Consider the following 21,148-nt stretch of genomic DNA (forward strand, 5'->3'; position numbering starts at 1 on the left):
ATCAAGGTTTTCGCTATTCATTTATGTATACCATATTTAAAAATAATGAAATGGAATTACTCATAAGAAAATTGCCGAAAGAGGCGATAACAAATCATCATCTGATAGACGATAGGATGGTTAAAAAAATTGTGTCTCGAATCAACATTTTTTGTTCCATATCTTTTAGAAAGATTTGCGGTTCTAATTGCTTCTTTCACCATTACCTATCCTCCTTAGTAATTTGCTCCACAACTCCTTGTATGACTAACCTCAATGTGGTATCAAATTGTTCTTCACCAATTTCCTCGATGTGTAATATAGTCATAGCAATCGTTCTAAATAAAGCAGAGACGATTTCTACCGATACATTTTCTTTAATGTTGATTCGAGACACAATTTTTTTAACCATCCTATCGTCTATCAGATGATGATTTGTTATCGCCTCTTTCGGCAATTTTCTTATGAGTAATTCCATTTCATTATTTTTAAATATGGTATACATAAATGAATAGCGAAAACCTTGATAAAAATCATAAAGTAACTCTACCAGACGATTTGTATCTATCTTGGCTTCCATATCTAATTGTTCTGTCAGGCGATTCATAACATCTATTTGATATTCTTCTAAGACCGCAAAAAATAACATTTCTTTTGAGGAATAAAAATTATAAAAAGAACCTTTGGAAATATCTACCATTGCTGCCATCTGGTCAACTGTGGTTTTCTTAACCCCATATCTTTGAAGGCATTCCTTTGCAACTTTATGTAATTTCTTTCTAATTACTTCTTTTTCTTCGCTAGTAAAAGCAGTAGCCATAACTTCCTCCTAAAAACKCTGYGACGTTTTTTGATTTTACAGTCATAGAWTATCATATAAAYTRAAAAATGTCAAAAGTCTTATATCTTCTATGTAAGAAAATATAAGACTTTAAATTTACACACACCTTAATTCTTTTCTTTTAGACCTAATTATTCGATTTTCACGATTTAAAAAATAAGGATACAGTACTGAAAGCTCCTATTATCTGGCTTTCCTCTCTGTATCCTTATTGTATCTCAAGTTCCTTCTCTCAATTTCTCAATCATGACCAAGAAAGGCGGATTGTTAATCTGATTGATGGTCTTGTAGAGGACAACGGTGAAGTCCTGCTGAGGCAGCTGACTAACGAAGTCTAATACCGCATCTTTTTCAACTTCGCCACCTTCATGCCCATAGTAAATCATGATCGCTGCACGGCCGCCCTTTTCTAAGCCTTGACAGACTTTTTTCAAAGCTTCCAGCGTCGTATCAGGCCGGGTAATAACAGATTTGTCCGCCGAAGGCAGGTAGCCAAGATTAAAAATTGCGGCCTTGAAATGGTCTGTATATTGGTCCATAGTTTCATGACCAGCCAAGATTAGCTGAGCATTGTCCAAGTCTGCTTCTGCCAAGCGCTGGCGGGTCTTTTCCACAGCCTGCTCCTGAATGTCAAAAGCATAGACTTTCTTGGCCAACTTAGCTAGAAAGAGGCTGTCGTGCCCATTCCCCATAGTAGCATCCACCACGATATCTTCCTTGGTCACGACTTCTGCCAAAAAGGCATGGGCCATCTGTAAGGGTCTTAACATACGAATCTCTGCTCCTTTGCTTTACAGCCTTGCTTGCTGCCACGACGACGCATTTCTGCCTCGATGGCATTGAGAACTTCCCATTTATTGAGGCTCCACATAGGGCCAATCAACATATCTCGCGGAGCATCGCCTGTGATTCGGTGGATGACGATATGCTCGGGGATAATCTCTAGTTGGTCACATATGATGGAGACATATTCCTCCTGACTGAGCAGCTGCAGCCGCCCCTCATGATAATCCCGCTGCATGCGGGTATTGGTCATTAAATGAAGCAGGTGGAGCTTGATTCCCTGGATATCATTGTCTGTCACACAGCGACGGACATTCTCTAGCATCATCTCATGAGTCTCACCCGGCAGGCCGTTAATCAAGTGAGAGACAATCTCCGCCTTGGGAGCCAGCTTACGAACTCGCTGGACCGTCTCCACATAAAGCTCATAGGAATGGGCACGATTGATGAGGTCCGAAGTCTCCTCATAGGTAGTCTGAAGCCCCAGTTCCACAGTCACATGCATACGCTCAGACAGATCAGCCAAGTAGGCGATGGTCTCGTCAGGCAAGCAGTCTGGCCGAGTCCCGATATTGAGACCAACGACGCCAGGCTCGTTAATGGCCTGTTCATAGCGCTCACGAATCACTTCAAGCTTCTCATGGGTATTGGTGAAGTTCTGGAAATAGACCAGATACTTGCGAACATCAGGCCACTTGCGGTGCATGAAGTCAATTTCCTTATAGAACTGCTCGCGAATGGGCGCATCCGGCGCCACAATGGCATCACCTGAACCCGAAACGGTACAGAAGGTACAGCCTCCATGCGCTACCGTACCATCCCGATTGGGACAGTCAAAGCCCGCATCAATGGGCACCTTAAAAGTCTTCTCTCCAAAAAGTTTTCGATAATAATCATTCAAAGAATTGTAAGATTTCATACCTTTCATTCTACCACAAAAAAGAGTTTAGAAACAAAAATTCCCTCTTTCACAGGGAAAGAAGGAAATCACCGTTCCCACAAATAGACTTTCAAATCCACACAGCCATTAGCCTTCAAGTCCACTCCCTCTGCCCAGAGCAAGTGTTTCTGGTCTTCCCAGCCTGGTGCGAGGCTCCCTGCTGCATTGACTACCCGATGGCAAGGATGTATACCGCCATAAAGTTCCGATTGACTGAGAATCTTTCCTACCAAGCGGGCATTTTTAGGCCGCCCAATCAAACGGGCAATCTGGCCATAGGTCGCCACACGCCCAGAGGGAATACTATCAACAAGAGCTAAAACTGACTGTATGATTTCTTGATTCAAATTGGACATTCTGACCTCCAAATCTTGTTTGCTCCTATCTTAAAGAAAGAGATTTTCTTTGTCAAGACAAAAAGGCCAGCAAAACCAACCTTTCTCATCTATATTTATTTCTGCTTTCCCTTGAAACGCCACTGAAAGCGCAGCTTGTCATAAAAGGGAAATTCGATACTGAGGATGGCAAAGCCCATCAAGGCTCCTCCGATTACATCTGTCGGATAATGCACACCCAGATAGACTCTGGATGCCATAACAGTGAAGATATAGACCAGGAGCAAACCTTGTACCAAGCGCTTGATTTTTTGGTTTTGAATCCGTTGCTGAGCGATAATAATCAAGGTTCCAAGAACAATGGCTGTCGCCATGGAATGTCCGCTAGGGAAAGAGTAACCGCCCTCTTCGACCAAATGCGAAAGACTCGGCCGGCTTCTGTGGTAAACGAGTTTAATCAGCTTAATCAAAATCCCGTGTAAGACCAGATTTCCCGCTAGCAAGGCAGCCTCCAGCTTCCATTTTTTGTAAAGGAAAAAAAGGACAAGAGCTGAAACCCAAATGATAATCCCCAATGGATCAATCACACTGGTTACAAGTTTGAAAAAAGTCGTCAAAGCTGCAGGTAAGTCTCCCCGAAGCCAGGTCTGAATCGGGGTATCAAAGCTGGTCAGCTGGTCAGGATAAAACTTGACCATATAGCCTAGCATGACGAAAAGTAAAAGGGCAAAAGAGCCCTTTGTTAGATAAGATTGTTTATTTTTCATAGCGTTTTAGGACGGGCTGCAAGAGCGTGTAAATCAGCCAAAAGACAGCAGCCCAGATCACTCCTTCTAATAGGTTAAAAGGGACAATCATAGTCAGCAGATACTTGGAAAGACCAAATGCTTTATTAATATCAAAACCAGCAAACCTCGCATAGAGAGGAACTGCATAAATAACATTTAGAATGATCATAGTAATCGTTAGACCAAGTGTTGCTGCCAAGGAAGCCTTCACATAGCTAGATAAGCTCTTTCTTTTTTTCCATAAGAGGGAAAAAGCACAAACAAAGACTGCTACCGCTAGTATATTCATGGGGAGACCGATTAGAGTACCTACACCATTATTATTCAAAGCTAGCTTTAAGACAGAGCGAATCAAGAGCACTGCTAGAGAGCTTTTTAAATCCAAGACTACCAAAGCCAGTAAAATCGGAATAATTGAAAAATCCAACTTTAGAAACTCGGTTATCAAGGGAATCTCATAAAGCATGAGTAGAAATGATAGAGCAGATAAAACTGCTACAATCGCCAACTTACGAGTATTTGTCATCACAGGTTCCTCCAATTTATAAAAATTAGAGAAGCCGGAAAGGCCACTGAAAAAAGGCTTGTCAGCTAATGATTATTTAGTATAAGGCTCAGCCCTTAAATAAAGATTAAACGGCAAGAATGCTTCACTGCCTCTCGTCTTCTCCCATCCAGACTATACTGTCGGTTGTGGAATCTCACCACATCAGCTTACGCTCGCGGACTTGATTTAGCCTTGAGAAAAAAATTTTCCAGCCAAAAGTTACCGCCGGTCGGGAATCTCACCCTGCCCTGAAGACATCATTATCATAACAAAAAAAGCCTGCCAGAGCAAGCAATTTGATTGATGTAATTAAAAATGTTTCAACAATGGTATTCTATCTATTAGGAAAATTTCCTGCTTAGATACATTCATTCCGCTACTTCAGCTTGTCCACTTCATACTCATGTACCAAATCTAAGCCAGCAAAATTCTGCTGGCGCAGGGCTTCATAGACAATCATGCAGACTGTATTTGAAACATTGAGGCTGCGGACATGCTGGTCATTCATGGGAATACGCAGGGCCTTTTCTGGATGGCAACGCATAAATTCCTCTGGCAATCCCTTGTCCTCTCGTCCAAACATAAAATAGTGCGAACCTTCTGCTTCAAAATTTTCCTCAGAATAGACCTTCTCTGCAAACTTAGAAATCAGATAAAGTCGACCGTCCATCTGCTCCATAAAATCTTCTAAACTCTCATAATAGGTGATGTCCAGCTTATCCCAATAGTCCAGCCCCGCTCGCTTCATCTTGCGGTCATCAATGGGAAAACCCATGGGTTTGATGATGTGAAGCGGCGAATTAGTCGCGGCACAAGTACGGGCAATATTTCCGGTATTCTGCGGAATCTGAGGCTCAAAAAGAACGATATGATTTTTCATAATAAGAATATTTTTCCTAGTATTTTCTTTAGATAAAAAAATAGCCACACTGCCCGGAGTCAAGCTCAGCAAACAGCGTGGTTAAGGCTTCATTAACTTACATCACAACAGGTTTGAGGTAAACCAATGAAGGTACTCATTTAGTATAACACTTTCAGCCTACAAGTCAATAAAAAATGCTCAAAAAGTTATACTTTTTTTAAAAATATCACAGGAAGATACCATTTTGGTAAAAAAATATTCGGAATTCTATAAACAAGCAAGCTATTCTGTATTTTATAGATGAAATTTAAATGAAAAAAGAGTATGATAGATACATACTTTGGAGGAATCTAAACTTATGAAAATTATTGTTGTTGGCGGCGGGAAGGTCGGAACGGCCCTCTGTCGCTCCTTAGTGGCTGAAAAACATGATGTTATCCTAATTGAGCAGGATGAGGCTGTTCTCAACCAGATTACCAAACGCTATGATATTATCGGTATTTCTGGCAATGGAGCCAACTTCAAAATCTTAGAACAAGCGGATGTTAGTCACTGCGACATCTTCATCTCTATGACTGAGCATGATGAGGTCAATATGGTCTCAGCTGTTCTGGCCAAACGGATGGGGGCTAAGGAAACCGTCGTTCGGGTGCGTAATCCTGAATATTCCAACCCTTACTTTAAGGAGAAGAACATCCTAGGCTTCTCGCTGGTGGTCAATCCTGAGCTCCTAACTGCTCGCTACATCGCTAATATCATTGACTTCCCTAATGCCCTGTCAGTAGAGCATTTTGCCAATGGGCGGGTGGCACTGATGGAGTTCAAACTTAAGGAAGACAGTAATCTCTGCCAGATGAATATTTCCCAGTTCCGTAAGAAATTTGGAAATATCATTGTTTGTGCTATTGAGAGAAAAGGGCACTTGGAAATTCCTGATGGCGACTTCACTTTGGAGGCCGGGGACAAGATCTATGTCACAGGTAACCGCCTGGACATCGTTCAATTCCATAATATGGTACGACCTAGAGTGGTTAAGAGCCTGATGATTATCGGGGCTGGCAAGATCGCTTATTACCTGCTCAATATTCTCAAGAACAGTAAAATTGAGCTCAAAATCATTGAATCCAACCGCGAGCGGGCAACCTTTTTCAGTCAGGAATTTCCTGATCTCTATGTCGTCCATGGAGATGGTACTGCCAAGGATATCCTACTGGAGGAACGCGCCAATAACTTTGATGCCATCGCTACCCTGACTGGTGTAGATGAAGAAAATATCATTACTTCCATGTTCCTTAATAACCTGGGTGTACAGAAAAACATCACCAAGGTAAACCGGACTAGTTTGTTGGAAATCATTGATAACCAAGATTTTGCCAGCATCGTGACACCTAAAGGTATCGCTGTTGATACGGTTATGCACTTTATCCGCGGCCGCTACAATGCTCAGTTCTCTAACCTAGAAGCTCTGCACCATGTAGCCAACGGCCAAATCGAGACTCTGCAGTTCCAAATCAAGGAAGAAAACAAGATGACTGGTATTCCTCTATCTCAGCTTCATCTGAAGAAAGATGTACTGATTGCGGCCATTATCCGCCAAGGTAAAGCTATCTTCCCTACAGGCGATGACAATCTGCAAGTTGGAGATAAGATTATCGTTACAACTCTGCTGCAAAATATCACGCAGATTTACGATCTGTTAGCGAGGTAGGCCCCATGAATAGATCTATGATTCGCTACCTGCTGGCAAAATTACTGCTGATTGAGGCGGCTCTGCTGATTGTACCCATTATAGTCGCTCTAATCTACGGTGAACCTTTAAAGGTCTTTCTCTCTATCGGGGCAACCATGGCCATCCTGCTCGTTTTAGGTGGCATAGGCTCTTATTTCAAGCCCAAGGATCTGCATATCTACGCCAAGGAAGGTGTCCTGATTGTAGCCCTTTGTTGGATTCTCTGGTCCTTCTTCGGAGCCCTGCCCTTTGTTTTTTCCGGGCAGATTCCAGACGTTATTGATGCTTTCTTTGAGATCAGCTCTGGCTTCACCACCACGGGAGCGACTATCCTTAACGATGTCGGCGTTCTCTCTCATTCGCTGCTCTTCTGGCGCAGTTTTACCCACTTGATTGGAGGAATGGGAGTGCTGGTCTTTGCCCTAGCTATTATGGACAATGCTAAAAATGGTCACTTGGAGGTCATGAAAGCAGAAGTTCCGGGCCCAGTCTTTGGCAAGGTTGTGTCCAAGCTCAAGAGTACGGCTCAGATTCTTTACATCATCTATCTAGCTCTCTTTGCTATCTTTGCTCTGCTTTATTTCCTAGCGGGTATGCCGCTCTTTGATAGTCTGGTCATTGCCATGGGAACTGCTGGCACAGGAGGATTCACCGTTTATAATGACGGTATCGCCCACTATAACAGCTCGCTGATTACTTATCTGGTCAGCTTTGGAGTTTTAGCTTTCGGGGTCAACTTCAATCTCTACTATTACTTGCTGATTCGTAAGTTTAAAGCTTGCTTTGAAGATGAGGAGCTCAAGGGCTATCTCTGGATTGTATTTCTTTCCACAGCCTTGATTGCCTTTAATGTCTTCCACCTCTATCAAGGTTTTGCCAAGAGCGTGGAGATTTCCTTCTTCCAGGTAGCCAATGTCATCACAACAACTGGATTTGGCTATGGCGATACGGTCAAGTGGCCTCTCTTTTCTCAGGTCATCCTGCTCCTGCTCATGTGTATCGGGGGTTCGGCTGGATCAACCGCTGGGGGATTCAAGGTTATTCGGGGGATTATCATTTCCCGCATTGCCAAAAATCAAATCCTATCTACCCTATCACCTAATCGGGTCCTAACCATGCATGTCAATGGTGCAGTCTTAGACAAGGATACCCAGCACAAGGTTCTCAAATATTTAGCAACCTATGTTTTGATCGTGCTGGCACTCATTTTCATCGTCAGCCTGGATAACAACAATCTCATGACAGTTGTCAGTGGTGTCCTATCCTGCTTTAACAATATCGGTCCTATGATTGGGACGACAGATAATTTTTCTATCTTTAGTCCTTTTTCTAAACTTCTGCTAGCCTTTGCTATGATTGGCGGTCGCTTGGAAATCTACCCGATTCTCCTGCTCTTCCTGCCTAAGACTTGGTCTAGAAGATAGGAAATATTCGAAAATATAGATATATATAAAAGTCACACTAGATACTTATCTAGTGTGACTTTTTTCTTGAATTATTTCTTCTCAGGCTAAAATGGTCTGGTACAGAATCCTCTCCTGGCTGAGACCAAGGATGACAGCGGAGAATACGCGCCACGCCCATCAAAACTCCTTTAGCACCATGCTTCTGGATAGCCTCTATCATATAGTTAGAGCAGGTGGGCCGAAAGCGGCAAGATGGAGGGAAAGCAGGCGATATGAAGCGTTGATAAAAGCGGACAGAAGCAATAAGCAGTTTCTTTATCATTTCTTGGTCTTGGTTACAGCCAGTGTATGCAGCTGGCTGACTTCTTTTTTATTGAGCTTACGATACTCACCAGGCTTGAGGCCAGTTAAGTCCAAATGACCAAATCGAGTCCGTGAAAGCTTATCCACTTGCAATCCAACCGCCTGGAACATCTTCTTGACCTGATGATTACGGCCTTCGTGGATGGTCAGCTGAACGACCGAGCGATTTTTCGCCTGATCAACCTTGATAATCTCATAAACTGCTGGCTTGGTTTTGCGCCCCTCTATCTCAATACCTCGAGTCAGAGGACGAAGAACTTCTTTATTGGCCAATCCTTTGACACGCGCCACATAGACCTTGTCAATCTCATTGCGGGGATGAATCATCTCGTCGGTAAAGTCCCCGTCATTGGTCAGAATGAGAATGCCAGAAGTATCCCAGTCCAAACGACCAACCGGATAAATCCGCTCCTTAACCTGAGGCAAGAGCTCCACGACTGTCTTACGTCCCTTGTCATCACTGACAGAGGAAATGACCCCGCGCGGCTTATTGAGGAGGTAATAAACCTTCTCTTCGTTATAGATAGGTTGGCCTTCTACTTCCACACGATCGCCAGACTTGACGTTCGTCGCCAGTTCTCGTACCACTTGGCCGTTTATACTGACCTTCCCCTGCCTGATTAGCTCTTCTGCCTTACGGCGGCTGGCTATCCCAGCATGAGCGATGTATTTATTGATTCTCATCGATATCTGTCCTTTCAATAAAGAGCTGGCTTTCTTCAGCAACTAGCTCTGTTTCTTCGACAATCGGCAGTTCATCTAGGTGATTGATCCCCATATAGTCTAAGAAATAATCCGTTGTCACATAGAGATTCGGCCGGCCAATAACCTCTTTTTTGCCATCCTCTCGAACCAATTCAAAAGCCAAGAGCTTGGCTAAAGCACCGCTGGAATTAACCCCGCGGATGTCGTCTATTTCCACCCTTGTAATCGGCTGCTTATAGGCAATGATAGACAAGGTCTCCAGCGCCGCCCGCGACAGACTTTGATTGATTGGTGCCCGTGAATAGGCCCGCAGAATCTCAGCAAACTCTGGCTTTGTGACAAGCTTGTATGTCTTTGAGGTTTCCAGCAGGGTCAGGCTAGAGTCCGGATTGGCTTCATATTGCTCAGCCAACTTCTCCAAACTCTGAATAACCCCGGTCGGCGGCAAAGAAAGGATTTCTGCCAATTGATGAACCTTGAGTCCATCTTCTCCCGCCACAAAAAGCAGGGCTTCAATCTCTGCTAACTTACTCATTTCCTCTTCCTACTAAATAAATATTTCCAAAATTTTCTTCCTGAATGACTTGCACTTCCTGCACCTTGACCAATTCCAAGGTCGCCAGAAAGAGTGTGATCACTTCATTCATGTCCTTGGTCTCTGCAAAAATCTCCTGCAGAGCCAGACGTCTCTTACCAGCACAGCGCTGACGCACCACATCCATCATGTCTTCAATCTTGTACTCGTCTCGCACAATGGTTGTATGGCTTTTAGAAAACTCCTCTTGCTTCTTGGCGATAACCTTGGAAAAAGCCAAGAAAAGATCTATCGTTGACTTGTCATGCAGAAGCTCAGCGTCTTCATAAACCAGCTCCAGCTTAGGCTTAGAATAATAAAGCGCTCGGTCATCATGCTGGAGTGACATTTTCTCTCCCAAGAGTTTGAACCTGCGGTATTCCTCAATCTGGCTCAAGAGGTCTTGCTCTAAATCATCTTCCAGCTCAGCATTATCCGCCACCTTAGGCAGAAGCTTGCGGCTCTTAATCAGCATAAGCTGGCTTGCCATGACCATGTACTCGCCCGTCACTTCCAGCTTCATGGCCTGCAAAGTAGCAACATAAGCCAGATACTGCTCGATGACCTCCGTAATGGGCACATCATAAATATCCACCTGGTACTTAGATACGAGGTGGAGCAGCAGGTCCAACGGGCCTTCAAAATCTTTTAATTTGATATCCATTTTTATCTGTATTTTTCTAGTGTAATCATGGTTTTCAAGCCCAAATCTTGGGCAATATCATAGAGGCCAATCCCCTTCTCCCGCTGACGCAAGATAAACTGCTCACGCAGGCTTTGGGCGGATAGACTGGCTTGTCCCTGCTCAATCAAGAAAGCCTCTAGCTGACGGAAGCCCCATTGACGAGAATAGGATTTGCCGTTTTTCTCAAATAAATAGGTCCCTGTTAGATAGTCTTCTAACTCACCCGTCAGGCTCTCAGGAATCTTGATAACCCGCTTCTGACCGGCCTTTTCAATCTTCAAAACCTGAAAATCAAGATTGACATCTGCCACTCTGACCTGCAGAATCTCACTGGGCAGCAAGCCCATTTCCAAGATAAGAAGAGCCATCAGCCGCCCCCTGGGAACGCTTGATTCCTGCCAAAAAGCAGACAGGTCCAGCAGTTCATTTTCCTGCTCCTTCGATACGGACACCTTGGGCAGGACCAAACGGTGGAACTCCTCAATAAGCTGCTGCTTATAAAGGAAGTAGAGAAATTGATTGACTGCTGAGAGCTTCCGCTTCTGAACAGCCGCCTTAAAATCCTTGATAGAGGCCTGATAAATCCGCAGATTGGTCTCGGTAATCCGACCATGTACTTCCTCCATAAACTGCTCCAAATCATAAGAATAGGCAATTTTAGAATTTTCTGAGATGTTTTTTTGATTTAAAAACGGTCTAATGTATTCTTTCATTTTTTGCGAATTTCGTACTTCTTGCTAAAGCCGTGCAACAAAGAATTGACAGCTTTCAAAATGGACTTTCTAGTAATAATTCCGTAAAAATGCTGATCCTCGCCCACAACCGGCAGGAATGACTCGTCGACCAGCTTATGAAGCACATCTGATACAGTATAATCTGGTCCAACTGTCAAGTCGTCCATTTTGGTCATGTGGACGATATCGGTCATCATGAATTCCTCTTCTGGCAAATCATGGCGCATGCGATAGGACATGATGTCGGTCAGGGAAATCGTACCAACAAACTTTTTATCTGCTGTCACGACTGGTACACGTGAGTATGTCATCTGGCTCAATAGTAGGATAGCATGATCCACATTGTGGGTGTCAATCATAACCGCCAAATTTTCCCCAGGCGTCAAAAAAGTTTCTTCATGTTGCAGCAGATAGTCTTCAAATTCCTTAGCAATCATCGGCTAAACTCCTTGGACAAGCTCGGATAGAGTTCATGATTTCGTGTATAGAAATCAACTTTAAAGCGGTCCTTATCAATCTCTACCTTAGCGTAGAGGCGTTCGTTGATCAGGCCGCGTGGCTGGCTGATGGAGCCCGGATTCAGAAAGAGCGTTTTGCCCTCCATTCGAGCATCTGGGATATGCAGATGGCCGTAGAGGCAGATGTCTGCATTAACCTCTTGCGCCCACAAATCCAGCTTTTGAAAAGAAAAGTTGATATGGAAGAGATGCCCGTGAGTCTGGGCAATAATGGTCCCCGCCAAATCCGTCACCAATCGTTCTGGATAGCCATCGTAAAAGTCCATATTCCCTGCAACAACCTGAATCCCTTGCCACACCTCATCATCAGAAGGAAGCTCAGAGTCTCCGTTATGGAAAATCGCATCTACCTTTCCAATATAATGATTCCTAATTTCTTCTACAATAGCACGGTCGCCATGAGAATCACTCATGACTATAATGGTTTGCTTTGCCATGCTGGAAATACCTCCACTAATTTCTTAACTGCCTGAGCCCGATGGGATTGCGCATTTTTTTCTTCCATCGTCAGCTCGGCAGACGTTTTTCCTGTTTCTCCCACTAAGAACAAAGGATCATAGCCAAAGCCATTTTCCCCTTTTGGCTCATGGGCAATGTAGCCCGGCCAATCCGCTTCAACTACCAGTGACTCCCTGTCAGGACTAGCCACCACTAGGGTCGTATGAAAATGAGCCAAGCGGTCCTTAATATCAAACACCATAGCCAATTCATGCAGGAGCTTGATGTTGTTTTCATCATCTGTCGCGCCTACTCCAGCGAAGCGAGCCGACCAGACTCCAGGCAAGCCGCCTAAAACATCGACCTGCAGACCTGAGTCGTCAGCTAGCACCATTTTACCGGTCAGCTTACTGATTGTCTCTGCCTTGAGCCTCGCATTTTCCTCAAAGGTAGTTCCTGTCTCTTGCACTTCTGGCAAATCAGGATAATCATTGAGATTTTCAACCTTATAGCCCAGCTTCTCAAAGAGTTTGCGAAATTCTGCTGTCTTTCCTTCGTTGCGAGTCGCAATCAAGATGGTATCTCCGACAGCCATCTCGGTCTCCTGCCCCTGACCAAAAAAGTCGGCCATCTTAACCCCATCCTTAGACAGGAAGAAGACCTTGCGCAGCAAGTCCTTTTCTGTAATCAGAATAGCCCCCTTATGACTGGTCGCCTTAAAATCCCGCTTCTGGCGGTCGTTAATCATATTGAGGACAAACTGGATATAGGACATGGGCGAGCCGTATTTGACCACAACTGTGGTAAAAGCGTTGTACTCTTCATCCAAATCTCGCTCAATCAGCTCGCTCAACTCTGCATCAATATGCTCCAAGAGCCTGTATGGGATGTCGTTGAAATGATAGCCAGCCTTGCGAAAGCGAGTCCATTCTCCGATATACCAATTGTTCTCGTCAATGTATTCATAAATTTTATTTGTCATAAGCTTACATGCTCCACATTCACTTTCAGGCCCAGCCAGCTTTCTGCAATCTCCGAAAAGCTTTTGGCATTGGCAGTTGTGTAAAATTGGTGATTGAGCTCCTGTTTTTCCCGACTGCGGTTGATTTCAAAGTAATTGAGCAGGACAGAAATATCCCGTACGCACTCTGCCCCGCTGTCAATCAGCTTCACATCCGGTCCCATCCTATTTTGAATGATAGGCCGGAGCAAGGGATAGTGGGTACAGCCCAAGACCAGGGTATCTACCCGACCAGCCAAAGGCTGCAGGGTTTCATAGACCACTTTTTTTGTAAGGCTGGAATGAAGTTCATTGGACTCTACCAAAGGTACAAACTTAGGGCAGGCCAAACTTTCCACCTTCATCTCCGGCGAGAGCGCTTCAATCTTCTGACGATAGATATCAGAAGAAACAGTCATTGGCGTTCCAATAACACCGATGCGGCCGCTGGCAGTTGACTTAATAGCCGCGCTAGCCCCCGGCAGAATCACGCCCAGTACTGGAATATCCAGCTTTTCCTTCACTTCTTCCCAGACAACAGCAGTCGCTGTATTGCAGGCAATGACAATCATCTTAACATCCTTGGTCAGGAGGAAGTTGACCAATTGCCAGGTATAAGAGCGAATCTGCTCAGCAGGCCTAGGACCGTAAGGAGCCCGCGCTGAATCTCCAATATAAATGACCTCTTCGTGGGGGAGCTGCCGCATGAGCTCACGGACTACAGTCAAACCGCCCACTCCTGAGTCTAAAAAACCGATTGGTCGATTATCCATAAGGTCTTCTTTCTAAAACAAGGGACTGGAAGCCGATTCCAAATCCCCATTTTTTTATTGATTTTCTCTACTGGTATTAAAAGCCAGTCACTAGAAAATTATTTTTTCTTTTTGCTCTTAGCAAGCGCAGCTTTCTGCTGGCTGATAATTTGACGATAGACTTGCTGTACTTTCGCTTCATTTGGCCGTTGGCCGCTAGCGCTAAGCAAGGTCCGAACTGCTTCTACATTCAAACGCGGATTTTCTGCAAATTCCTTCTCCACTTGACGACGAAGCAGATACATACCCAAGATCACGCCTCCAGCAAATGCTGCCATAATCAAGAAAATTGCTAAAACTAAATTCATATCGAGAACTCCTCTATTTCCATTTTTACATTGCTCTTCATTATATCAAATTTTCTCTATTTTTCAAAATCAAAGCCATACAGTGTCGCAAAATAATCTTCTGGTTTTTCTGCCCGACGAATCATACGAACATTGTCATCTTGTTCCAAGAGAATTTCGCTGGAGCGGAGCTTGGCATTGTACTGATAACCCATAGAAAAACCATGCGCACCCGTATCGTGAATCACCAGTGTATCGCCAATTTGGCTGACGGGCAGCGGGCGATTAATAGCAAATTTGTCGTTATTCTCACAGAGGCTGCCGACAACATCCACAATCTCTGTCTCACCCTCAGGTCGATCCATATTGGTAATGTGGTGATAAGAGCCATACATAGCCGGACGCAGCAGATTAACTGCTGAAGCATCTACCCCCAGATAAGTTCGGTAGGTCTGCTTCTTATGGGTAACCTTGGTGACAAGTAGGCCATAAGGTGCCAACATAAAGCGGCCCAACTCCGTATAAATCTTGACCTGTCCTAGGCCAGCCGGAGTCAGAATAGCTTCATAGGCCTGACGAACTCCCTGACCAATGACTGCAATGTCATTTTCTTCACCTTCAGGCTGGTAATTGATACCGACACCGCCAGATAGATTGATAAAGACCAGCTCGACTCCTGTCTCAGCCACTACTTCTACAGCCAACTCAAAAAGCTGATGGGCCAGTTCGGGATAGTAGTCATTGCTGACAGTATTAGAGGCCAAGAGGGCATGAATCCCAAACTTCTCAGCTCCCAACTCCTTGAGCTCTTTGAAAGCTTGAATCAGCTGGTCCTTAGTCATACCAAACTTGGCTTCTTCTGGATTATCCATAATGCTGGTTCCCAGCTCAAAGACACCGCCAGGGTTGTAACGGCAGGAAATAACCTTGGGAATACCAGCGGCTTCCTTTAGAAAATCCACATCTTCATAAGCATCCAGATTGATAGTCGCTCCAAGGTCACGCGCAAACTGAAATTCCTCAGCTGGTGTGTTATTGGACGAAAACATGATATCCTGTCCAGCAAAGCCCAGCTTTTGGCTCATGAGCAGCTCAACATAGCTGGCACAATCCACCCCACAGCCTTCTTCTTTGAGGATTTTTAAAATAGCAGGATTGGGAGTGGCCTTGACGGCAAAATACTCTTTAAAACCTGGATTCCAAGAAAAGGCCTCATGCAGGGCACGTGCTCTTTCCCGAATTCCCTTCTCGTCATAAAGATGGAAAGGGGTTGGAAACTGATCCGTAATCTCAGCTAACTTTTCACGACTGACAAAAGGAGTTTTCATACTGTTCTCGCTTTCTATTTGCTGGATTTATTATACCATAAATCCATAGGAGAAACAAAAAGCACTGGGCAAGCGCCCAATGCTTGAGTCTTATTTAGCTGAGTTATTTGTTTCTTCCAAAAATACGCAGCAAGCTGAGGAAGAGATTAATGAAGTCCAGATATAGGTGCAGAGCCAGCGAAATTGCCCAGCCATTTCCTGGATTGCCATTGGTCTGCTCATAGACATAGCGGATTTTCTGATTGTCCCAAGCGATGAGCCCTGAGAAAATAAGGACACCAACGATACTGATGATAAAGTCCAAGCCACTGCTTCTCAAGAAGATATTAAGGAAGCTAGCAGCGATAATACCAATCAAACCGGCCATACAAGCTTTCCCTATTCCAGATAGGTCCTTTTTAGTCACCTTGCCGATGAAGCCCATAGCAAAGAACATAACGGTCGTTGTCAGAAAGGCTAAGAGAACAGTTGACTGAAGATACAGCGCCATGATAATACTCAGGGTAAATCCATTGATGGCTGAATAAGCTAAAAACATAGGCAACGCCGCCGGACTATTGCTCCGAGCAGTTCCAGATGCTACCAACACAAGGATAAACTCAACTGCAATAGCCGCATAGAAAATCCAAGTGGAGCCTGTCAAAACAGAGATAATAATGTCCTGAAAGAAGTTCAGCATCAAGAGGGATACGACTGCTGAGATTCCAATACCGACACCAACGATAGAATAAATCTTGGCATAGAAAGAATTAATATCTGATTGATCTTGAATAATAGAATGGTTCATAGTTACTCCTTTTATAATAAAACATTTACGGTTTCAGCATCTTTCGATGAAAGAGCTTGCGATTACCGCCCTTACGTCTCCAAGGTGCCGTCGCTTCTTTGACGGCCCAATACTTGTCCACCATCGTCACAACGAATGATTCTTTGTAGCGAGGTGGTGCCAAGGTCAGGCCCCACATATGCTTGACGATAATGTCCTCTTCGACTTTATTAAGCTTGGTAATCTTACGAGCATTGCGAACTGCCAACCTGGGATGAACCCAAGCATGACTCTTCTTAAACTTGGTCACACGCCAGTCATAGTAGAATAAGTCATGAAGCAGGGCACCGCGTGCCGTGCTGCGGGCATTCCAACCAAATTTTTTGGCAATTCTGTAACTAGTATAACTTACATTGATGGAATGTTCAAGTCTATTGGAATGAATATGATGGGGAATTTCTTTCAGGCGCTGTACACTGGGCTTTTCAATCAAGTGCCCAACATAGGCCATAAATTCCTCGTCCTTTTTGTAAGGCATAGAATCACCTCCCTTGCCAACTATTATATCTCTTTTTCTGATTTTTAGCTTAAATGAAAGATTAAAATACCAGCAGCGACAGCAACATTGAGACTTTCTGCCTGCCCCTTCATGGAAATATGGACCAGAACATCAGCTGCTGCCGTCATTTCTGGACTAATCCCCTGCCCTTCATTGCCCATAACTAGGGCAAAGCTCTCTTTGCTGTCTACCTCTCTGTAATCGATAGATATTGACGACAAGGTCGACGCTAGAATCGGCAAACGGGAAGACTGAGTCAGCCTAATAAAATCAGCTGTATCCATCCGATAAACTGGCAAATGGAAATGGCTCCCCTGCATAGAGCGCAGCGTTTTTAGGTTATAGATGTCTGCCGACGAGCTAGAGATGAAAACCCCGTCAAAGCCAGCTGCATCCGCGGTCCGAATGATGGTACCGACATTACCTGGATCCTGAACGTCCTCCAAGAAAAGATAGCGTCCACTTAACTCCGATGGTATTTCTTTCCTTTCAAAAGCCACTTCCGCGACAATCCCCTGTGGCGTCTTACTATCAGCTAAATCTGCTAAAATCTCTGGACTGACAAAGATTACCTGAGAAAAATCAGCTAATCGCTCTGCGTATTCCGCTAAAGCAAAAATCCGAATCAGCTCTGCCCCGTTGCTGACAGCTTCCTCAAATAAATGCCAGCCCTCGATCAAATAAGAATCCTTGCGGTATTTTTTGTGATGAAGTTTTTTAGCTTTTTTTACCACATTATTGGCTTTTGAGGTTATAATATTCATGAGAACATTATACCACAATTTAGCAGACTTGCACTCATACTGAGGGCTTAAATCCCTCGGTTTGCTCACTAAAGGAGGACGCCATGCAGAAAGTTAAAATGACAGCTCAAGGACGAGTACAAGGGGTCGGATTCCGCTGGGGAGTTTATTCTCTAGCGCTGGAAATCGGAGGTATTACCGGCCGGGTCTGGAACAATGATGACGGTACTGTTGGCATTCTGGCTCAGGCTGATGACCCAGCTCTGATGGCCAAATTTATCCAAGAAATCCGCAAAGGACCGACACCTTTTTCTAAGGTCAGTTATTTGGATGTGACCATGGCTAATTTTGACTCCTATCCTGACTTTAAAATTTCAAATTAGGTCTACAGAACTATTGTATATTTTGCAAAAAAACAGTAGAATAGATAGGTATTATTTTTTAGAAACAAAGGATATGAACTCGTGAAACATTTCAAACGCTTTTTATTCTCCGGTATGGGACTGGCTGCGCTTCTTTTCCTGTCTGGCTGTGTAGGCCGCGACAAGGCCGGTAATCCTTCTGGTCTGATCTGGGACGTGATTGGTCAGCCTATGGCGGATGGTATCCAATTCTTTGCCAAGAATTCAGGTCTGGGTTATGGTCTGGCGATTATTATCGTTACGCTCATCGTGCGGATTATCATTCTTCCGCTGGGAATCTATCAGTCTTGGAAGGCAACGCTTCAGTCTGAAAAGATGAACTACTTTAAGCCGATTTTTGCCCCAATCCAAGAGCGAATCAAAAATGCTGAAACTCAGGAAGAGAAGATGCAGGCTCAGCAAGAACTGATGGCCGCTCAAAAAGAAAATGGACTCAGCATGTTTGGCGGTATAGGCTGCCTACCTCTGCTTATCCAAATGCCTTTCTTCTCAGCCCTCTTTTTTGCAGCTCAGTATACTCAAGGAGTTGCAGGCAGTTCCTTCCTCTGGATTAAAGACCTGGCTAAAAGCGACTGGGCTTTGACCGCCATTGTCGGTATCCTCTACTATATCCAGTCAGTGCTCTCTCTGCATGGTATTGAAGATGAAACTCAAAGAAACAGCATGAAACAGGCTTCTTATATGAGCCCTATCATGATTGTTGGTTTCTCATTCCTCTCTCCTGCCGCAGTCACTCTCTACTGGGTAGTTGGTGGATTTATCCAAATTATCCAGCAATTTATCATCAACTACATCATTCGACCTCGCCTGAGAAAACAGGTGGCAGAGGAATTTGAAAAAAATCCTCCTAAAGGCTTGAAAAAAGCGAGTCGAGCTAAAGATGTTACTCCAAAAGCTCAGCAGGCTATTGAGCAAAAGAACAAAAAGAAAAAGAACCGCAATGCTGGTAAGCAACGGTCAAGATAAAGAAAAATTCTTCTAGCTAACACTAGAAGAATTTTTTTAATCTCGAGTAAGAATCGGCGTAACCGATACAAAAAGCTCAGCAAAGAAAGCAATAACTGATGAACGAGGTGACGCTATCATAGTAAAACGGTAAAGCCAATCAAGCCTTTCTTATATGAAACCCAAATCCTGCCCTTAAAAATCCGCACCAGACTTTCTGCCATGGATAGGCCAATCCCGTAGCCAGGCTGCTTCTGATTGTGCGATTCATCTTCGCGATAGAAACGGTCAAAGAAACGGCTGTAATCGACATTTTTACCGTCCGCGTAACTATTAGCTACCGTCAGACGAGCTCGTTTCCCCCGCTTAGCCTTGGTCAGGGTGACAAAAATTTGCCCATCTTCGTCACAATACTTGCAGGCATTGTCAATCAGGATACTAACCAATTCATAGAGTTCATCTTCAGTTGCCTTGACATGGATGTCTTCCTGCAGCTTGATCTCGTACTTCTTGCCTGCCTTCTCGATGACAGACTTGAAGTTTCCTGCTACTTTTTTAACAACTTCTGAAAAATTCACATCTACCAAAGTAACATCTGGCTGCTCTTCCAGACGGGCCAGAACGACCATTTGATTGATTAGATTACTGAGACGCTTGACCTGGTCCTTGGTGCTTTCTGTCCATTCATTTTCGCCAGTCATCAGCTCTTGCAGCTCCGTATTGGCTGAGATGATGGCCAATGGCGTCTTCAATTCATGCCCCGCATTAGTGATGAAACGTTTTTGGTTTTCATAGTTTTTGATATAGGGACGGATGGCAAAGTTGGAAAATCCAGACACGACCAAGACAAAGAAAATAAAGCTATAGAAACACAACTGGATAGACAGCCAGAAGAAGTCATTGCGGCTTTCGAGGTAATTGGTCGAATCTAAGACCACCAGTAAATAGCGCTTGGTCTTGGAATCCTGCGTTATCTGGTAGGAATAAAATTGACTGCCTACCTTAAAAACCCCACTGCTGCGGCTGTCCTTAATCACTTTGTTAGCGTAGCTGAGCGCCTGCTCCTTAGATAGATTGGAAAGATGATCCAAGTTGGTGGAGTAAAGTGTTTTGTCTTCCTTATAGACCACGCTGAAATAGCGGTATTGGTAGATGGTGTCAATGGTGATACGGTCGTTTTGTAAGCTCTCTGCTGTTTCTTCTACGCTGGGAAAATCTCCATTATTTGCAGATAGAATATTGAGAACGGCTTGGATTTCTCCGTTGGTCTGCAGAAAGCGAACGGAGTTTAAGACAGCAATCATGGTCAGCAAAATACAGACAATAGCCGCCGAAGCCAGCAGAATGAACCGAATTTTAAGCTTCCGAAACATGGCTATCTCCTTCCAGCGGCACCAGAGTGAAACTGCCGCCTTCCTCACCCAAGATAGCAAGGTCAGCATGGATAGCCTTCAGCTTCTGGCGCAAATAGGAAATATAAATCCAGACGAAGCCTTCGTCCAAATCCTCATCCTCGTCATTAGCCCAAACATGACGGAAGATTTCCTGAGTAGAAAGACTCTTCTGGGCATTAAGCATGAGAAATTCCATCATTTTAGATTCCTTACCGGCTAGGCGGATAGAGTTGGAACTGATGAGCTCATGCTCTCCGACATTGAGGCTCGTTTGGCCAATCTGCAGCAAATTGGGGGTAAAAGTCGCTACTCGTCTGGACATAGAACGCAGGCGAGCCAGAAGCTCTTTCAGAGAGAAAGGCTTGGTCAGATAATCATCTGCACCGGCATCCAGCCCTGTGACCTTGTCGTCCACCTCTGACATAGCTGTCAGCATAATAACATGGGTGGTATTGCCGGTTTGGCGGATTTCTTTCAATGCTTCAATACCTGTCTTGACTGGCATCATGATATCCAGAATCATCAAATCATAGGCATTTCCCTTGGCCAAGTCCACAGCTTCTTGCCCATCAAAGGCTGTATCGACTTGATAGCCTTCATGGGTCATCGCCGTTTCCAAGACACGGGACAGCTGTTGCTCATCTTCAGCTAATAAAATCTTCATC

At 44.3% G+C, this 21,148-nt stretch carries 27 protein-coding genes, 1 pseudogene and 1 riboswitch; of the genes and pseudogenes, 5 read left to right on the forward strand and 23 right to left on the reverse strand.

Features of this window, described 5'->3' with window-relative positions; genetic code table 11:
* A pseudogene (locus tag K4H96_RS00480) lies at nt 1-164 on the forward strand (TetR/AcrR family transcriptional regulator); the annotation flags it as partial.
* Nucleotides 165-202: 38 nt separating this feature from the next.
* Here the strand turns inward: K4H96_RS00480 and K4H96_RS00485 are convergent.
* From K4H96_RS00485 to K4H96_RS00515, 7 genes are all read right to left on the reverse strand, one after another.
* On the reverse strand, nt 203-799 hold the full coding sequence (locus K4H96_RS00485; RefSeq protein ID WP_404969020.1) for a TetR/AcrR family transcriptional regulator: 597 nt from the start codon (nt 797-799) through the stop codon (nt 203-205).
* 239 nt (nt 800-1,038) lie between these two features.
* The gene (locus K4H96_RS00490; RefSeq protein ID WP_223337243.1) at nt 1,039-1,590 is read right to left on the reverse strand and encodes a tRNA (mnm(5)s(2)U34)-methyltransferase; all 552 of its coding nucleotides are present in this window, start codon (nt 1,588-1,590) and stop codon (nt 1,039-1,041) included.
* Nucleotides 1,584-2,531 (reverse strand): TIGR01212 family radical SAM protein, encoded by a 948-nt coding sequence (locus K4H96_RS00495; RefSeq protein WP_002905125.1) that lies wholly within the window; start codon nt 2,529-2,531, stop codon nt 1,584-1,586. Before K4H96_RS00495 ends, K4H96_RS00490 begins: the two co-directional genes overlap by 7 nt.
* A 59-nt stretch (nt 2,532-2,590) precedes the next feature.
* Nucleotides 2,591-2,899: an MGMT family protein gene (locus K4H96_RS00500; RefSeq protein WP_223337246.1), complete on the reverse strand. Its 309-nt coding sequence runs from the start codon at nt 2,897-2,899 to the stop codon at nt 2,591-2,593.
* Between the two features lie 95 nt (nt 2,900-2,994).
* Nucleotides 2,995-3,645: a phosphatase PAP2 family protein gene (locus K4H96_RS00505; RefSeq protein ID WP_223337248.1), complete on the reverse strand. Its 651-nt coding sequence runs from the start codon at nt 3,643-3,645 to the stop codon at nt 2,995-2,997.
* Nucleotides 3,635-4,192 carry an ECF transporter S component gene (locus K4H96_RS00510; protein ID WP_223337256.1) on the reverse strand — a complete coding sequence of 186 codons (558 nt, stop codon included), beginning with the start codon at nt 4,190-4,192 and terminating at the stop codon, nt 3,635-3,637. Before K4H96_RS00510 ends, K4H96_RS00505 begins: the two co-directional genes overlap by 11 nt.
* A gap of 132 nt (nt 4,193-4,324) precedes the next feature.
* A riboswitch (FMN riboswitch) is annotated at nt 4,325-4,473 on the reverse strand.
* A gap of 116 nt (nt 4,474-4,589) precedes the next feature.
* A complete protein-coding gene (locus tag K4H96_RS00515; RefSeq protein ID WP_223337258.1) occupies nt 4,590-5,093 on the reverse strand; it encodes a tRNA (cytidine(34)-2'-O)-methyltransferase in 504 nt (167 codons plus the stop codon).
* Between the two features lie 340 nt (nt 5,094-5,433).
* Here K4H96_RS00515 and trkA point away from each other — a divergent pair, with 340 nt between their 5' ends.
* On the forward strand, nt 5,434-6,783 hold the full coding sequence (gene trkA / locus K4H96_RS00520) for a Trk system potassium transporter TrkA (RefSeq protein ID WP_223337260.1): 1,350 nt from the start codon (nt 5,434-5,436) through the stop codon (nt 6,781-6,783).
* A 5-nt stretch (nt 6,784-6,788) separates the two neighbouring features.
* Entirely contained in the window at nt 6,789-8,228 is a 1,440-nt protein-coding gene (locus K4H96_RS00525; RefSeq protein WP_223337262.1) for a TrkH family potassium uptake protein, read from the forward strand.
* A 49-nt stretch (nt 8,229-8,277) separates the two neighbouring features.
* Here the strand turns inward: K4H96_RS00525 and yidD are convergent, their stop codons facing one another.
* The 14 genes from yidD to K4H96_RS00595 all read right to left on the reverse strand — a co-directional run bounded on the left by yidD (nt 8,278) and on the right by K4H96_RS00595 (nt 17,743).
* On the reverse strand, nt 8,278-8,532 hold the full coding sequence (gene yidD, locus K4H96_RS00530; protein ID WP_223337264.1) for a membrane protein insertion efficiency factor YidD: 255 nt from the start codon (nt 8,530-8,532) through the stop codon (nt 8,278-8,280).
* The gene (locus K4H96_RS00535) at nt 8,529-9,257 is read right to left on the reverse strand and encodes a pseudouridine synthase (RefSeq protein ID WP_223337266.1); all 729 of its coding nucleotides are present in this window, start codon (nt 9,255-9,257) and stop codon (nt 8,529-8,531) included. The genes yidD and K4H96_RS00535 overlap by 4 nt, the downstream gene beginning before the upstream one ends.
* Nucleotides 9,244-9,813 (reverse strand): SMC-Scp complex subunit ScpB, encoded by a 570-nt coding sequence (gene scpB, locus K4H96_RS00540; RefSeq protein ID WP_002894610.1) that lies wholly within the window; start codon nt 9,811-9,813, stop codon nt 9,244-9,246. Before scpB ends, K4H96_RS00535 begins: the two co-directional genes overlap by 14 nt.
* Nucleotides 9,806-10,516: a segregation/condensation protein A gene (locus K4H96_RS00545; protein ID WP_223337268.1), complete on the reverse strand. Its 711-nt coding sequence runs from the start codon at nt 10,514-10,516 to the stop codon at nt 9,806-9,808. The genes scpB and K4H96_RS00545 overlap by 8 nt, the downstream gene beginning before the upstream one ends.
* Nucleotides 10,517-10,518: 2 nt before the next feature.
* Nucleotides 10,519-11,250, reverse strand: a complete 732-nt coding sequence (xerD, locus tag K4H96_RS00550; protein ID WP_223337270.1) for a site-specific tyrosine recombinase XerD — start codon at nt 11,248-11,250, stop codon at nt 10,519-10,521.
* The gene (gene cbpB / locus K4H96_RS00555) at nt 11,247-11,708 is read right to left on the reverse strand and encodes a cyclic-di-AMP-binding protein CbpB (protein ID WP_002897025.1); all 462 of its coding nucleotides are present in this window, start codon (nt 11,706-11,708) and stop codon (nt 11,247-11,249) included. Before cbpB ends, xerD begins: the two co-directional genes overlap by 4 nt.
* A complete protein-coding gene (locus tag K4H96_RS00560) occupies nt 11,705-12,226 on the reverse strand; it encodes a metallophosphoesterase (protein WP_002894605.1) in 522 nt (173 codons plus the stop codon). The genes cbpB and K4H96_RS00560 overlap by 4 nt, the downstream gene beginning before the upstream one ends.
* Nucleotides 12,205-13,209, reverse strand: a complete 1,005-nt coding sequence (locus K4H96_RS00565; protein ID WP_223337272.1) for a nucleoside-triphosphate diphosphatase — start codon at nt 13,207-13,209, stop codon at nt 12,205-12,207. The genes K4H96_RS00560 and K4H96_RS00565 overlap by 22 nt, the downstream gene beginning before the upstream one ends.
* Nucleotides 13,206-14,000: a glutamate racemase gene (racE, locus tag K4H96_RS00570; protein ID WP_002909088.1), complete on the reverse strand. Its 795-nt coding sequence runs from the start codon at nt 13,998-14,000 to the stop codon at nt 13,206-13,208. The genes K4H96_RS00565 and racE overlap by 4 nt, the downstream gene beginning before the upstream one ends.
* Before the next feature lie 98 nt (nt 14,001-14,098).
* Complete coding sequence (locus K4H96_RS00575; protein ID WP_002894600.1) at nt 14,099-14,347, reverse strand: YneF family protein; 249 nt, start codon at nt 14,345-14,347, stop codon at nt 14,099-14,101.
* Nucleotides 14,348-14,403: 56 nt separating this feature from the next.
* Nucleotides 14,404-15,654: a diaminopimelate decarboxylase gene (locus K4H96_RS00580; RefSeq protein ID WP_223337274.1), complete on the reverse strand. Its 1,251-nt coding sequence runs from the start codon at nt 15,652-15,654 to the stop codon at nt 14,404-14,406.
* A gap of 103 nt (nt 15,655-15,757) precedes the next feature.
* Complete coding sequence (locus K4H96_RS00585) at nt 15,758-16,441, reverse strand: Bax inhibitor-1/YccA family protein (protein ID WP_060976641.1); 684 nt, start codon at nt 16,439-16,441, stop codon at nt 15,758-15,760.
* Nucleotides 16,442-16,466: 25 nt separating this feature from the next.
* Nucleotides 16,467-16,958, reverse strand: coding sequence for an HD domain-containing protein (locus K4H96_RS00590; RefSeq protein ID WP_049553184.1), 492 nt, complete (start codon nt 16,956-16,958; stop codon nt 16,467-16,469).
* 44 nt (nt 16,959-17,002) lie between these two features.
* On the reverse strand, nt 17,003-17,743 hold the full coding sequence (locus tag K4H96_RS00595; protein WP_223337276.1) for a TrmH family RNA methyltransferase: 741 nt from the start codon (nt 17,741-17,743) through the stop codon (nt 17,003-17,005).
* 83 nt (nt 17,744-17,826) lie between these two features.
* Between K4H96_RS00595 and K4H96_RS00600 the strand changes: the two genes are divergently transcribed.
* Both K4H96_RS00600 and yidC read left to right on the forward strand, forming a co-directional pair.
* A complete protein-coding gene (locus tag K4H96_RS00600; protein ID WP_049553182.1) occupies nt 17,827-18,105 on the forward strand; it encodes an acylphosphatase in 279 nt (92 codons plus the stop codon).
* Between the two features lie 81 nt (nt 18,106-18,186).
* Nucleotides 18,187-19,110 carry a membrane protein insertase YidC gene (gene yidC, locus K4H96_RS00605; RefSeq protein WP_125407964.1) on the forward strand — a complete coding sequence of 308 codons (924 nt, stop codon included), beginning with the start codon at nt 18,187-18,189 and terminating at the stop codon, nt 19,108-19,110.
* A 116-nt stretch (nt 19,111-19,226) separates the two neighbouring features.
* Here yidC and K4H96_RS00610 read toward each other — a convergent pair whose 3' ends face one another.
* Nucleotides 19,227-20,462, reverse strand: a complete 1,236-nt coding sequence (locus K4H96_RS00610) for a sensor histidine kinase (RefSeq protein ID WP_002913140.1) — start codon at nt 20,460-20,462, stop codon at nt 19,227-19,229.
* The gene (locus K4H96_RS00615; RefSeq protein ID WP_317627995.1) at nt 20,446-21,147 is read right to left on the reverse strand and encodes a response regulator transcription factor; all 702 of its coding nucleotides are present in this window, start codon (nt 21,145-21,147) and stop codon (nt 20,446-20,448) included. The genes K4H96_RS00610 and K4H96_RS00615 overlap by 17 nt, the downstream gene beginning before the upstream one ends.
* Nucleotide 21,148 lies beyond the last annotated feature (1 nt).

This window comes from Streptococcus sanguinis, from assembly GCF_020729765.1.
Classification (GTDB): Bacteria; Bacillota; Bacilli; order Lactobacillales; family Streptococcaceae; genus Streptococcus; species Streptococcus sanguinis_Q.